18 protein-coding genes and 1 tRNA gene are annotated in these 12,219 nt (G+C 47.2%); all 19 read left to right on the top strand.

The window, feature by feature from the left end; genetic code table 11:
• The 19 genes from ACLD6A_RS04540 to ACLD6A_RS04450 all read left to right on the top strand — a co-directional run bounded on the left by ACLD6A_RS04540 (position 1) and on the right by ACLD6A_RS04450 (position 12,111).
• A complete protein-coding gene (locus ACLD6A_RS04540; protein ID WP_003808046.1) occupies positions 1 to 186 on the top strand; it encodes a type Z 30S ribosomal protein S14 in 186 nt (61 codons plus the stop codon).
• Between the two features lie 86 nt (positions 187 to 272).
• Positions 273 to 671 carry a 30S ribosomal protein S8 gene (gene rpsH, locus ACLD6A_RS04535; protein ID WP_004105495.1) on the top strand — a complete coding sequence of 133 codons (399 nt, stop codon included), beginning with the start codon at positions 273 to 275 and terminating at the stop codon, positions 669 to 671.
• A 16-nt stretch (positions 672 to 687) separates the two neighbouring features.
• Positions 688 to 1,227 carry a 50S ribosomal protein L6 gene (rplF, locus tag ACLD6A_RS04530; RefSeq protein ID WP_410313720.1) on the top strand — a complete coding sequence of 180 codons (540 nt, stop codon included), beginning with the start codon at positions 688 to 690 and terminating at the stop codon, positions 1,225 to 1,227.
• A 1-nt stretch (position 1,228) separates the two neighbouring features.
• Entirely contained in the window at positions 1,229 to 1,600 is a 372-nt protein-coding gene (gene rplR / locus ACLD6A_RS04525; protein ID WP_004109670.1) for a 50S ribosomal protein L18, read from the top strand.
• On the top strand, positions 1,597 to 2,325 hold the full coding sequence (gene rpsE, locus ACLD6A_RS04520; protein ID WP_004134284.1) for a 30S ribosomal protein S5: 729 nt from the start codon (positions 1,597 to 1,599) through the stop codon (positions 2,323 to 2,325). Before rplR ends, rpsE begins: the two co-directional genes overlap by 4 nt.
• The gene (rpmD, locus tag ACLD6A_RS04515) at positions 2,325 to 2,507 is read left to right on the top strand and encodes a 50S ribosomal protein L30 (protein ID WP_004105491.1); all 183 of its coding nucleotides are present in this window, start codon (positions 2,325 to 2,327) and stop codon (positions 2,505 to 2,507) included. Before rpsE ends, rpmD begins: the two co-directional genes overlap by 1 nt.
• Positions 2,508 to 2,509: 2 nt before the next feature.
• Positions 2,510 to 2,965, top strand: coding sequence for a 50S ribosomal protein L15 (gene rplO / locus ACLD6A_RS04510; RefSeq protein ID WP_004134287.1), 456 nt, complete (start codon positions 2,510 to 2,512; stop codon positions 2,963 to 2,965).
• Between the two features lie 195 nt (positions 2,966 to 3,160).
• On the top strand, positions 3,161 to 4,501 hold the full coding sequence (secY, locus tag ACLD6A_RS04505) for a preprotein translocase subunit SecY (protein ID WP_410313719.1): 1,341 nt from the start codon (positions 3,161 to 3,163) through the stop codon (positions 4,499 to 4,501).
• A gap of 34 nt (positions 4,502 to 4,535) precedes the next feature.
• A complete protein-coding gene (locus ACLD6A_RS04500; protein ID WP_004129023.1) occupies positions 4,536 to 5,096 on the top strand; it encodes an adenylate kinase in 561 nt (186 codons plus the stop codon).
• A 167-nt stretch (positions 5,097 to 5,263) separates the two neighbouring features.
• Positions 5,264 to 5,482 carry a translation initiation factor IF-1 gene (gene infA, locus ACLD6A_RS04495; RefSeq protein ID WP_004129021.1) on the top strand — a complete coding sequence of 73 codons (219 nt, stop codon included), beginning with the start codon at positions 5,264 to 5,266 and terminating at the stop codon, positions 5,480 to 5,482.
• 21 nt (positions 5,483 to 5,503) lie between these two features.
• Positions 5,504 to 5,617 carry a 50S ribosomal protein L36 gene (gene rpmJ, locus ACLD6A_RS04490; RefSeq protein WP_003842636.1) on the top strand — a complete coding sequence of 38 codons (114 nt, stop codon included), beginning with the start codon at positions 5,504 to 5,506 and terminating at the stop codon, positions 5,615 to 5,617.
• A 142-nt stretch (positions 5,618 to 5,759) separates the two neighbouring features.
• Complete coding sequence (gene rpsM / locus ACLD6A_RS04485) at positions 5,760 to 6,137, top strand: 30S ribosomal protein S13 (protein WP_004105472.1); 378 nt, start codon at positions 5,760 to 5,762, stop codon at positions 6,135 to 6,137.
• An 83-nt stretch (positions 6,138 to 6,220) separates the two neighbouring features.
• Positions 6,221 to 6,619 carry a 30S ribosomal protein S11 gene (gene rpsK, locus ACLD6A_RS04480; RefSeq protein WP_004105468.1) on the top strand — a complete coding sequence of 133 codons (399 nt, stop codon included), beginning with the start codon at positions 6,221 to 6,223 and terminating at the stop codon, positions 6,617 to 6,619.
• Between the two features lie 79 nt (positions 6,620 to 6,698).
• Positions 6,699 to 7,694: a DNA-directed RNA polymerase subunit alpha gene (locus ACLD6A_RS04475; protein ID WP_019260722.1), complete on the top strand. Its 996-nt coding sequence runs from the start codon at positions 6,699 to 6,701 to the stop codon at positions 7,692 to 7,694.
• An 85-nt stretch (positions 7,695 to 7,779) separates the two neighbouring features.
• Entirely contained in the window at positions 7,780 to 8,214 is a 435-nt protein-coding gene (gene rplQ / locus ACLD6A_RS04470; RefSeq protein ID WP_004129014.1) for a 50S ribosomal protein L17, read from the top strand.
• Positions 8,215 to 8,342: 128 nt separating this feature from the next.
• On the top strand, positions 8,343 to 9,581 hold the full coding sequence (locus ACLD6A_RS04465) for an Mbeg1-like protein (protein ID WP_410313718.1): 1,239 nt from the start codon (positions 8,343 to 8,345) through the stop codon (positions 9,579 to 9,581).
• Positions 9,582 to 9,608: 27 nt separating this feature from the next.
• Positions 9,609 to 10,526, top strand: coding sequence for a tRNA pseudouridine synthase A (locus ACLD6A_RS04460; protein WP_410313717.1), 918 nt, complete (start codon positions 9,609 to 9,611; stop codon positions 10,524 to 10,526).
• A 90-nt stretch (positions 10,527 to 10,616) separates the two neighbouring features.
• A tRNA-Ser gene (locus ACLD6A_RS04455) sits at positions 10,617 to 10,702 on the top strand.
• 152 nt (positions 10,703 to 10,854) lie between these two features.
• Positions 10,855 to 12,111: an ATP-binding protein gene (locus ACLD6A_RS04450; RefSeq protein WP_410313716.1), complete on the top strand. Its 1,257-nt coding sequence runs from the start codon at positions 10,855 to 10,857 to the stop codon at positions 12,109 to 12,111.
• The last annotated feature ends 108 nt before the right edge of the window (positions 12,112 to 12,219 follow it).

Below are 12,219 nucleotides of genomic sequence, written 5' to 3'. Positions count from 1 at the left end.
ATGGCAAAAACCGCTCTGAAAAACAAGGCGGCCGCTAAGCCGAAGTTCAAGGTACGCGCTTATACGCGTTGCCAGGTTTGTGGTCGTCCTCACTCCGTGTATCGCAAGTTCGGTCTGTGCCGCATCTGCCTTCGTGAGAAGGCTCATCGCGGTGAGTTGCCGGGTGTTACGAAGTCCAGTTGGTAAATATCGACGCTGAAGGTCCACTGCCTAAAGACAAAGGTCTTATATAGAGGCGGTGGAAACCACGGCGAGAAAGGGCGTTAGCCCACATGACAATGACAGATCCAATCGCAGACATGTTGACACGTCTGCGTAACGCGAGCGCGGCAAAGCACGATACCGTGGAAATGCCGTACTCCAAGTTCAAGGCGAATATCGCCGAGATCCTTAAGCACGAAGGCTACATTAAGGACTTCGCTGCTAAGGAAGCTAAGGTTGGACAGACGTTGGAAATTACGTTGAAGTATGGCTCCAATGGCCAGCGTTCTATCCAGGGCATCAAGCGCATTTCTAAGCCAGGCTTGCGTCGTTACGCTAAGTCTGATGCTTTGCCAATGCCTCTTGGTGGTCTCGGTATCGCTATTATCTCGACCAGCTCGGGATTGTTGACTCAGAAGGAATGCCTCGACCGAGGCATTGGCGGCGAAATTGTCGCCTACGTATGGTGAGAAAGGAGAGCTGAAGATGGCATCGCATATTGGTAAGCTCCCCGTCGACATTCCTCAAGGCGTGGAAGTAAAGATTGAAGGTCAGTCCTTCAGCGTCAAGGGCGCTAAGGGTTCTGACTCCTATGTAATTCCAGAGGGCATTACCGCGGAAGTTGCTGAGAATCAGATTGTTTTGACTCCAGTTGACGATTTGCGTCCAACTCGTGCAAAGCACGGCTTGGCTCGCGCAATTGTTGCTTCCATGGTTAAGGGTGTGCATGAAGGCTACACCAAGACTTTGGATATTGTCGGTACCGGTTATCGTGCAGTAATGAAGGGCAAGGGCATTGAGTTCTCGCTCGGTTATTCTCACACTATTACCGTTCAACCACCGGCAGGTATTGAGTTCGAGTTGCCAAATCCTAACCAGGTAATCGTTAAGGGCACCGATAAGCAGACTGTTGGCCAGGTTGCTGCTAACATCCGCAAGCTTCGTGCTCCAGAACCTTACAAGGGTAAGGGTATTAAGTACGCCGATGAACGTATCCTGCGCAAGGCTGGAAAGGCTGGTAAGTGATATGAGCGTTAAGATTTTCGGTAAGGGTACCAAAGTCGCACGTTTGCGTCGTCACGCCCGTCTTCGTAAGCATATTGCTGGTACATCTGAACGTCCTCGTTTAGTTGTTTCTCGTTCTAACCGTCACATGGTTGCTCAGATTGTGGACGATACCAAGGGCATTACTTTGGTAAGCGCTTCCACTTTGACAGCTGACTTCGCTGGTTTCACCGGCACGAAGACTGAAGCTGCAACCAAGGTTGGCGAATTAGTAGCGGCTAAGGCGAAGGAAGCGGGCATCACCGCTGTAGTCTTCGACCGTGGCGGTAACAAATATCATGGTCGCGTCGCAGCAGTAGCTGAAGGCGCCCGTCAGGGAGGTCTAGCACTGTGAGCGACAACGAAAAGGAAACCCAAGTGGCTGAAGAAACTCAGAACACTCAGGCATCCGCTGAGGAACGCAACGATGATCGTCGTTCTCGCCGCAATAAGGGCGAGGGTAAGCGCGGCGAGCGTCGTAATCGTCGTGAAGAAAACCGCGGCGAAGAGCTTCTGGATCGCGTAGTTACTATTAACCGTGTTTCCAAGACCCACAAGGGTGGTCGTACCTTCAGCTTTGCAGCACTTGTTGTTGTTGGCGACGGTAAGGGCACTGTTGGTGTTGGTTACGGCAAGTCTCGTGAAGTTCCAGCAGCTATCGCTAAGGGTCAGCTTGACGCTAAGAAGCATATGTTCACTGTTCCACGTATTCGTGGTACCGTCACTCATCCAGTGCTCGGTCACGATGCTGCTGGTACTGTGTTGCTTCGTCCAGCTGCTCCAGGTACTGGTGTAATCGCTGGTGGTGCTGTGCGTGCTGTTATGGAGTGCGCTGGCATTACAGATATCCTCACCAAGTCCATGGGTTCTGCGACCGCTGTAAACGTGGTGCGCGCTACTGTGGACGCTTTGAAGAAGCTCGAAGAGCCAGAAGAGATTTCTGCTCGTCGTGGTCTTTCTCTTGAGGAAGTTGCTCCTGATGCTTTGCTCCGTGAGCGTGCTGCCGGCATTGCCGAAGCTCGCAAGGCTCGCGAAGAAGCTCAGGCCGCCAAGGCAGCTGAAGCAAAGGATGGTGAGTGATGTCTAATTTGAAGATCACTCTGGTGCACGGTTTGGTTCACACCACTGAGCGCCAGCGCGCGAATGTTCATACGCTCGGCCTTCATAAGATTGGTCACAGCGTAGTTCGCGAAGACACCCCCGTCAATCGTGGCTTGGTCATGGCCGTGCGCCACCTGGTGAGCGTCGAGGAGGTCGACTGATTATGGCTAACGAAGAACCAATGCTGCATATGCACACATTGCGTCCAGCTCCAGGAGCTAAGAAGGATCGCATCCGCGTAGGCCGTGGTGAAGGCTCCAAGGGTAAGACCTCGGGTCGTGGTGACAAGGGCACAAAGAAGCGTTATCAGGTTCGTCCTGGCTTCGAAGGTGGCCAGCTTCCACTTTACATGCGCTTGCCTAAGTTGCGTGGATTCAAGAGTCCTTTCAAGAAGGAGTTCCAGGTCGTTAACGTTGCAGCTCTCGCTGAACTCTTCCCAAAGGGTGGCGATGTTACTGTAGCTGACCTTATTGCAAAGGGCGCCGTGCGTGATGGTTACCCAGTTAAGGTTTTGGGCGATGGTGAATTGACTGTTGCTTTGAACTTGAAGGGTATGAAGGCTTCTGCTTCTGCTAAGGCAAAGGTTGAGGCTCAAGGCGGCTCCATCAGCGAAGAGTAGTTAGAACTACTTTAAGCTTGATGCAGTTATAAAGCTGTAGATAGTCCCTCTAGCATTGTCTAGGGGGACTATTTTTATCGACAAAACTCACCAATAATCTGTTCCAGTATGCACCGTGAGTTACACTATTGCCTCAGAGTTTGTTTTTTGCACTGTTGCGCCTAGGAGTGCGCGAAAAAAGGGAGGAAGACCCAGGTGAAAACGTTAATCCAGGCCTTCAGGACGAAGGAGTTGAGGAATAAGATCCTCTTCGTCTTCGCTATGATTATCATCTACCGTATCGGTTCGTTTATTCCGATTCCAGGTGTTGACTATAAAGTAATTCGTGCTTGCACAGCTAAGTTAGCTTCGTCAAAAGAGAACTTTATTGGGTTGGTCAACTTGTTCTCCGGCGGCTCGCTGTTGCAGCTTTCTATCTTTGCTTTGGGCGTAATGCCTTACATTACAGCTTCCATTGTGATTCAGCTTCTTCGCGTTGTTATTCCGCGCTTCGAAGCGTTGCATAAGGAAGGTCAGTCTGGCGAGACAAAGCTTACTCAGTACACTCGTTACTTGACTATTGGTTTGGCTGTTTTGCAGTCAACAACAATTTTGGTAACTGCTCGCTCAGGCGCTTTGTTTAATTATCAGTGCGGTCAGGTTATTCCAGATGGTGGCTTCTGGAGCTTGGTTGTAATGGTTTTGATTATGACCGGCGGCACTGGCCTTATTATGTGGATGGCAGAGCTTATTACAGATAAGGGCATCGGCCAAGGTATGTCCGTCTTAATCTTTATGTCCATTTGCTCCGGCTTCTTGCCAAAGCTTTGGGAAATTGGTTGGGGCACTAACGGTTCTAATGGTGATTGGACTAAGTTCTCCATCGTTGGCGGCGTGCTTCTTGTAATTCTTGTTTTCGTTGACTTTGTGGAACTTGCGCAGCGTCGTATTCCTGTGCAGTACACTCGTCGCATGATTGGCCGCAAGATGTACGGTGGATCTTCCACTTATTTGCCTTTGAAGATCAATATGAGCGGTGTTATTCCACCAATCTTTGCTTCTTCTATTCTTGCTGTTCCTACTCTTATTGCTCAGTTCGGAGATAAGAGCAAGCCTTGGGTACAGTGGATTGAAGAAAATTTGGCAAATTCCACGTCTGCTTGGTACATTGCATTGTACACGGTTATGATTGTGTTCTTCTGCTTCTTCTACACCGAGATTACTTTTAATACGGATGAAACTGCAGATAACATGAAAGAGTATGGCGGATTTATTCCTGGAATCCGCGCAGGTAGCGCAACTAGCAATTACTTGAGCTATGTTATGAACAGGCTTAACACTGTCGGCGCTATTTATTTGCTTTTCGTCGCTTTGATTCCTACCGTTTTGATTATGGCTTTGCACTTGAATACAAAGTTGCCATTCGGCGGTACAACAATTCTGATTATTGCTGGTGTAGGTTTGGATACTTTGCGTCAGGCAAAGGCTCAGACTGAACAGTTCCAGTATGCTGGTTTCTTGTTCAACCACGAAAATCAAAAACAAGTATCTAAGTAAATAAAATAATTTGTGAAGAATCAAGGAGATGAATATGCGATTGCTGATTATGGGTCCTCAGGGCGTTGGCAAGGGCACTCAGGCTGCTTTGTTAAGTGAGCATTACAATATTCCAGCAATTTCTACTGGTGATATTTTCCGCTATAACTTAAAGAATCAGACTGAGCTTGGCAAGCAAGTGCAGGTTTATCTTGACAAGGGCGAGTTGGTTCCAGATGAACTGACAAACAGCATTGTTAAGGATCGTCTTGCACAAGATGATGCTAAGAATGGCTGGATTCTCGACGGTTATCCTCGTAACGCTTCCCAGGTTCAGGCTTTGGATTTAATGTTGGAAGAGCTTTCAACTCCGCTCGATCACGTTGTGGCCTTGGAAGCTGAGCGTGAGGTTTTGCTCGAGCGCATGCAGAAGCGTGCAGTAGAGCAGGGTCGTTCTGACGATACTCCAGAAGTTATTGCTAAACGTTTGGAAACATACGAAAAAGAAACTGCTCCGCTTCTTGATATTTACGATAGCCGCGGCCAGTTAGTTGAAGTTGATGGTGTTGGCGATATTAAAGAAATTAATAATCGCATTATCGAATCGCTAAACTAATAGCAGTAAAACAATAATAGACTGATTTATTACGGTCAGGTTTGTAAAGAGTTGATGCGCCCTATGCGACACGCCGAGTGTTGAATAGGGCGCATTTACTGTAATATAGAAGATTGGCGTGTCTTCGGATGCGCGAAGTAGTATGCCCAAGGATCGGAACGAGGCTCATGGCAAAAGACGGTGTGATTGAAGTCGAAGGCAAGGTAGTCGAAGCACTGCCGAACGCGATGTTTCGTGTTCAGCTCGAGAATGAGCACATCGTTCTAGCTACGATTTCCGGAAAAATGCGTAAGAATTATATCCGCATTCTTCCGCAGGATCGTGTAGTGCTGGAGATGAGTCCATACGATCTGAACCGTGGACGTATTACGTACCGTTATAAGTAAAGGTACAAGCAAAGGAAAACCATGAAGGTCAGCCCTAGCGTGAAGAGGATCTGCGAAAACTGCCGCGTGATCCGCCGTCACGGCCGCGTCATGGTGATCTGCATTAACCCACGTCATAAGCAGCGTCAGGGCTGAGCAGATTTCCATCGCGGAATACAAAGAATAAGGCGCTAAGTCACAGCAGAAGCTGAACCCTGGGTGCGCAGGCCCAGGCCGCATCTAATTTATTAATGCGGAAGACTTGGTGCACGACCTGCGTAACAGTAAAGGAATTACAATGGCACGTCTTGCCGGAGTAGATATTCCCAATGAGAAGCGCATTGAGATTGCCCTCACCTACATTTTTGGTGTTGGCCGCACTCGCGCTAAGGAAACGCTTGCCGCGACCGGTGTGAATCCGGACACTCGCGTCAAGGATCTTACGGATGAACAGCTGATCACCTTGCGTGATTATCTCGAGGCTAATTACAAGATCGAGGGCGATTTGCGTCGTGAAATTGACGCAGACATCCGTCGTAAGATTCAGATCAACTGCTATCAAGGCCAGCGTCATCGCAAGGGTCTTCCTGTGCGTGGTCAGCGTACCAAGACTAATGCTCGTACCCGTAAGGGCCCGAAGCGTACTGTCGCCGGGAAGAAGAAGGCCACCCGATAGTAGTCGGTGGTCGGCTCTAGGCCACGGATACATTTCCATCGTCTAGACATACCAACTCATTCGTCATTAGGAAACGAGGGTCAATGGCAGCTGCAAAGCAAGCCTCGCGCAAGCCGCGTCGCCGGGACCGCAAGTCGGTGCCGGTTGGGCAGGCGCATATTAAATCAACATTCAATAACACGATTATATCCATCACCGATCCATCCGGTGCAGTCCTTTCCTGGGCTTCCGGTGGTGACGTCGGCTTTAAGGGTTCCCGTAAGTCGACTCCTTACGCTGCAGGTATGGCCGCTGAGTCTGCCGCTCGTAAGGCAATGGAGCATGGCCTTAAGAAGGTCGACGTGTTTGTTAAGGGTCCAGGTTCCGGTCGTGAAACCGCTATCCGTTCCCTCCAGTCCGCGGGTCTCGAAGTTGGTTCTATTACCGACGTTACCCCGCAAGCGCATAACGGCGTACGCCCACCAAAGCGTCGCCGCGTCTGAGCACTCTTACGAATCCATCCATCCAACCCGCTTATGGGCGGCGAGTGCACCACCGACCAGAAGCTGAAAGGATACCAAAGTGCTTATCGCACAGCGTCCGACACTTACCGAGGAATCACTGAATCCCCAGCGTTCTCGCTTTACTATTGAGCCGTTGGAACCAGGTTTTGGCTACACTCTCGGCAATTCGCTGCGTCGTACCTTGTTGAGCTCCATTCCAGGTGCTGCCGTTACTTCGGTACGCATTTCCGGAGCTTTGCATGAGTTTACGACTCTGCCAGGTGTTGAAGAAGATGTCACTGAAATTCTGCTGAACATCAAGGGCATCGTGCTCACTAGTGAGTACGACGAGCCTGTAGTGATGTATCTGCGCAAGAATGGTAAAGGTGAAGCAACCGCTGGAGACATTACTCCTCCGGCTGGCGTTACTATTGCCAACCCTGAATTGCATATTGCTACACTTGCTGAAGATGGTGAACTTGAAATTGAGTTTACTGTTGAACGCGGTCGCGGCTACGTACCAGCTCAGATGAACAAGCAGGAGAACAGCGAAATCGGCCGCATTCCTGTGGATTCGATCTACTCACCAGTTTTGAAGGTGAGCTATAAGGTCGAAGCTACCCGCGTGGAACAGCGCACGGACTTCGATAAGCTCATCCTGGATGTGGAAACCAAGCCAGCTATTACACCGCGAGATGCTGTTGCATCCGCAGGTTCAACCTTGGTTGAGCTTTTCGGCCTTTGCCGTGAGCTTAATCTTGAAGCTGAAGGTGTTGAAGTTGGTCCAGCGCCAATGCGTGATGAATCTGATTCCCAGTTGGCTATACCGATTGAAGAAATGAATCTTACCCAGCGCAGCTACAACTGCTTGAAGCGCGAGGGTATTCATACAGTCGGCGAATTGGTAGTTCACACTGAGCAGGATTTGCTCGATATTCGTAATTTCGGCATGAAATCCATCGATGAAGTAAAAGAGAAGTTGCAGTCCATGGGTCTGTCTTTGAAGGCTTCGCCGATTGGCTTCGACGCCAATAATCTCGAAGGTGGCACTTTCTTCTCGCCTGAAGACGAGTAGAATTCACCTGCAATCGTCGTAAAATTCGGATGTTCGGGTTGATGCCCACCTGAGTTTTCGGCAATTGCGACAATAAGGAGTAATAATGCCTACACCGAAACAAGGCCCTCGTCTGGCTTCTAGCCCGGCTCATGAGCGCCTGATGCTGGCCAACATGGCGACCAGCCTCTTCCAGCACGGTCGTATTGTGACGACGTTGCCAAAGGCAAAGCGTCTTCGTCCGCTTGCTGAGCGTTTGATTTCATTCGCTAAGCGTGGCGATTTGCATTCGCGTCGTCGCGTGTTGCGCGTGATTCGCAACAAGTCCGTGGTTCACGTTCTTTTCACTCAGATTGCTGAGCAGATGAAGCAGCGTGAAGGCGGCTACACCCGCATCGTGAAGATTGCTCCACGTCGTGGCGATACCGCTCCTCAGGCAATTATTGAGCTTGTAACTGAGCCAGTAAGCCCAAAGAAGGCTGTTGTGAAGGAAGCTGAAGCAGCTACTAAGGTAGCAGCTAAAGAAGAAGCTGCCGAGTAGCCAGCATTTCAGCTTTACGCATCGGTAAAGTGAATCTTAAAGTTAAGCGTAAATTCGCTTCTTGAAGAATTGCTAAAACGAGTCGAGGATTTCCTCGGCTCGTTTTTTGTTTGTATTATTATTGAATTATGTCGAATGTTATTGATTTGTTGCGAAACGATTTCTCTACCTTCGCTCAGCGCAAGTTTAATGCCGTGGATTCGCTGATTTTGTGCGAGCTATCTTATATAAATATGCCAACGTCTGTGCCAAAATATTGCGATAATCCAAAGAATATTTCGACTGTATCTATTAACGAATTGCTTAGAATAGAAGACTATTCGTCAATGTTTTCTTCTGGGTCTCCTAAAGTAGATAAATTCCGCAGGAAGCTGCTTCTTGCTGTCGCTTCCAGCCCTAGGTATAGGGGAATTCGCGTAGGGGAGTATCTTGAGAGGTTTGATGAATCAAATATTGACGAATCTTTAGAACAGCAGTTTGCTGGAGTTACTTTTGATCTTAGTAATTGCGAGGGCATTGATAATCCTCATACTCTTGTTGTTGCGTATCGCGGCACTGACAATACGCTTGTTGGATGGAAAGAAGATTTCAACATGGCTTTCCGCTGCCCAGTGCCAGCGCAAGAATCTGCTGCTGAATATTTGACTTCTGTAGCGCAAAGATACAGCAAGCGTTATTCCAATAAAAACTTCTTTAATAAACTTTTTGCGAACAAACTTTTTGCGCGCTTTTCAAAATCTTTCGTAGACTCGCAAAATAATCCAAATATTATTGTTGTAGGTCATTCAAAAGGCGGGAATATGGCTGCTTATGCGGCTATGCGTTTAGATGCTACAAGTCAAAAACTAGGTAATCTTGTATCAAAAATTTATTCTATGGACGGCCCTGGTTTTGCGTGTGATGTAGTTGACACAAGCGTTTTTGCGAATGTTTCAAGTCGTATTGAAAAAGTAGTTCCGCAGTCTGCTTTTATTGGCTTGATTATGGATACGGGAGTGCCGTATAAGGTTACAGTTGCCGATTCGATTGGATTAATGCAGCATTTTGGCATGTATTGGCAGATTAAAGATGGCGATTTTGACTACTGTGATTGCGTAACTCCGCGCGCTCTGGCTGTTTCTAAGGCTGCAAATGAGTGGATGATGAATCTGCCATTTGAGGAGCGAAAGCGAAGAATTGACAGCGTTTACAGCATTTTTAGCAGTTTAGGTTACCCAACTTTTGATGAAATGTCTTCGCATTGGTCGGAGGTTGTTCCTAAATTATTGAAGATTGCAATGCATATGGATTCAAAAACTTATGAGCTGATTCGTAGTGTTATGAGTGCTTTTGCGCTTGCAGGCGGCTCTTCGGATAAGAAAAGCTAGTGGAAAGTCTGTTTGGAAAGGTTTTGAATGCGACTTCGCTTAGATTTAGCTTACGATGGTGGCGGATTTTACGGTTGGGCTAAGCAGCCTACTTTGCGCACAGTGCAGGGTGAAATTGAGGGGGCTTTGCATACAGTATTGCGCGTTACAGAAGGAGATGCTGCTGAGCCGCTGCGTCTTACTGTGGCTGGACGTACGGATACGGGCGTGCATGCGTCGCATCAGGTTTGTCATCTTGATGTTTGTGAAGAAACTTTATTGCGATGCGTAGGTCATACCGGATTGGACGGTGTTTGCGCGCTCGAGTACCGGCTTAAGCACGTTTTGCCGCAAGATATTTCGTTGCATAAGGTAAGTGTTGCGCCCATTGGTTTTGATGCGCGCTTTTCTGCGTTAGAGCGCACGTATGTGTATCGTATTTGCGACGCTTCTGATTATTGTGATTATGACCCTCGTATGCGCGGTTTTGTTTTGAAACTTGACGATGTTTTGGATGTCGATGCAATGAACCAGGCTGCGAGGCTTATGATTGGCCTTCACGATTTTGGATCTTTTGCGCGCCCTAATCCTGGAGGCACTACTATTCGCGATGTAAAAAGTGCTTGTTGGGAACGTGTGGGAACGCGTGCTAACGATGTGCTAGTTAAGCTTAAAACTGGCTGCGTGCCGCCTGTTGAGCAGGGTTTGCTTGAGTTTACTATTGTTGCTGATGCTTTCGCTCACAATATGGTGCGCTCTCTTGTGCAAGCTTGCGTGCAGATTGGGCGTGGTAAGCGCACGCTTGATTGGTTTGTTGAGAAGATTAATACGCCGCTTCGAGAAGGTTCTACTGGTCCTATTGCGCCGCAAGGTTTGACTTTAGAATATGTGGCGTATCCGCCGGATAATGAGCTTGCAGAGCGTGCGGAAAAGATTCGCGCTCGCCGTGATTCTGCTGAATTATAGCGTTTCAACTCGCCATAAATTTATATTCGCGCCATGGTTTACAATTGAAAAGTTGCGTTTGCGTGCGATTTTGTTGCGCGAATCGTAAGTGGATGAATGTCCGAGCGGTCTAAGGAGCACGCCTCGAAAGCGTGTGAGGGTAAAATCCTCCGCGAGTTCGAATCTCGCTTCATCCGCAGAATAACAAGCTTCAAGCACATTTTGTGCTTGAAGCTTTTTTATTCTGCCAGTACGTAATCTGCGCATATCGTAGTTTTTGTACATTCAATGTACAAAAAATCATACACTTAATGTACAAAAAATACGTTTTTCGTGTATAGTTACTTTTATGAGTACGTATTTTCCTAGACCAATTGCTGATTCTATTCTTCAAGCAAAAAGAAAAGTCGTAATTCTTGAAGGCGCAAGAGCTGTAGGCAAAACTATGATGTCAAAGCGTCAGCTTGTGACTAAAGGTTTCTCATACGCAAGTCTTGCGGATGAAAATACTTTTGCACTCGCCTCAACAGATTTGTACGGTTGGCTAAAAAATCTTAGTACTCCAGTTGTTATTGACGAAGCGCAGAGACTTCCAGATCTTCCGCTTGCAATAAAAGAAATAGTTGATAATTCAACGGAAAACAGTCTTCAATATGTTTTAACAGGTAGTGCGCTTATAAATCGCAACGGATTAGATGGTCAAGATCCTCTTGCTAGGCGCGCTCAGCACTTTATAATGAGTCCTTTTACTCAGTGCGAAATTACTCAAAATAGTGGAAATATCGTAGATAGTCTTATAGAAAGTAATCCAAATCTTAAATATGAAAAAGAAATAAGCAGAGAAGAAGTATATAAAATGATGGCTGCTGGCGGATTCCCAGAATATCAGCAATCATATGATTCTTACGAGGCTTGGGAACGCGAAAAGCTTGTGTCAAGCGATATTCTTGCGGTGTTGGGAGATACTATTCTTCCAGGAGAGCGATTAGACAGAAGCTTGGCTGTTAGCATACTTAATAAGTTGCTGTGTGCTCCTGGTGGGATTCTTAACACGAGTTCAATAGGTCAAGATCTTGCTTTAGATAGGCGAACTATTGAGCGTTATGTTAGCGTATTCTTACGCAGGTTTTTAATAAATGCTCTTCCGAATATAAAAACTGCGCCGAATCGTCAAACTTTCGCTAGAGCAAAAATACATCCGGTTGATACGTCTTTAAGTGTTCAAACAATGATTAGTAAGGGTCATAATCCTTTGGAAGATCCCGTTATGTATGGGAATTTGCTCGAAAGTTTTGTTGTAAATCAGATTATGCCTGCTGTGCAATGGTCTAAAACGCATCCGGATTGCTTCTATTGGCGTGAAACTGGTAGCAGTCCTAAAGAAGTTGATCTTGTGCTAAGTTTCCGCGGGAATCTGGTTGGAGTGGAAGTAAAAAGCTCTAGTATGGTGAACCGTAACGATTTTAAGGGACTTGTAGCTCTTTCGCAAAATCCTGAATTTAAGCGCGGATACGTTGTTTATTTGGGTCAAAAAATTATGCAGTGGGCGGATAATTTGTGGGCAATACCACTAAGCGCACTGTGGGAGCGTGAAGCATTTGAATAACTTGAGATAAATAATTTAAGATTTATAAATATAAGTTTTGTAATATTCAGCTTGCATTTGTTATATATCTATGTTGAATATAAAAGAGGCCTGCTAGCTATTGCATAG

Origin of the sequence: Gardnerella sp. Marseille-Q9691, from assembly GCF_046507715.1 — a bacterium.
Lineage (GTDB): Bacteria > Actinomycetota > Actinomycetes > Actinomycetales > Bifidobacteriaceae > Bifidobacterium > Bifidobacterium greenwoodii.
Note: the sequence above shows the minus strand (reverse complement) of the source record. Positions and strands in the feature narration are given on the sequence as shown.

What these genes read in the sequence shown, in the direction of transcription:
- ACLD6A_RS04500 (WP_004129023.1), top strand. Translation starts at nt 4,536, where the DNA reads ATGCGATTGCTGATTATGGGTCCTCAGGGCGTTGGCAAGGGCACTCAG.
- rpmJ (WP_003842636.1), top strand. Translation starts at nt 5,504, where the DNA reads ATGAAGGTCAGCCCTAGCGTGAAGAGGATCTGCGAAAACTGCCGCGTG.
- ACLD6A_RS04450 (WP_410313716.1), top strand. Translation starts at nt 10,855, where the DNA reads ATGAGTACGTATTTTCCTAGACCAATTGCTGATTCTATTCTTCAAGCA.
- rplQ (WP_004129014.1), top strand. Translation starts at nt 7,780, where the DNA reads ATGCCTACACCGAAACAAGGCCCTCGTCTGGCTTCTAGCCCGGCTCAT.
- rplR (WP_004109670.1), top strand. Translation starts at nt 1,229, where the DNA reads ATGAGCGTTAAGATTTTCGGTAAGGGTACCAAAGTCGCACGTTTGCGT.
- rplF (WP_410313720.1), top strand. Translation starts at nt 688, where the DNA reads ATGGCATCGCATATTGGTAAGCTCCCCGTCGACATTCCTCAAGGCGTG.
- ACLD6A_RS04540 (WP_003808046.1), top strand. Translation starts at nt 1, where the DNA reads ATGGCAAAAACCGCTCTGAAAAACAAGGCGGCCGCTAAGCCGAAGTTC.
- infA (WP_004129021.1), top strand. Translation starts at nt 5,264, where the DNA reads ATGGCAAAAGACGGTGTGATTGAAGTCGAAGGCAAGGTAGTCGAAGCA.
- rpsM (WP_004105472.1), top strand. Translation starts at nt 5,760, where the DNA reads ATGGCACGTCTTGCCGGAGTAGATATTCCCAATGAGAAGCGCATTGAG.
- rplO (WP_004134287.1), top strand. Translation starts at nt 2,510, where the DNA reads ATGGCTAACGAAGAACCAATGCTGCATATGCACACATTGCGTCCAGCT.
- ACLD6A_RS04460 (WP_410313717.1), top strand. Translation starts at nt 9,609, where the DNA reads ATGCGACTTCGCTTAGATTTAGCTTACGATGGTGGCGGATTTTACGGT.
- ACLD6A_RS04465 (WP_410313718.1), top strand. Translation starts at nt 8,343, where the DNA reads ATGTCGAATGTTATTGATTTGTTGCGAAACGATTTCTCTACCTTCGCT.
- rpsK (WP_004105468.1), top strand. Translation starts at nt 6,221, where the DNA reads ATGGCAGCTGCAAAGCAAGCCTCGCGCAAGCCGCGTCGCCGGGACCGC.
- rpsH (WP_004105495.1), top strand. Translation starts at nt 273, where the DNA reads ATGACAATGACAGATCCAATCGCAGACATGTTGACACGTCTGCGTAAC.
- rpmD (WP_004105491.1), top strand. Translation starts at nt 2,325, where the DNA reads ATGTCTAATTTGAAGATCACTCTGGTGCACGGTTTGGTTCACACCACT.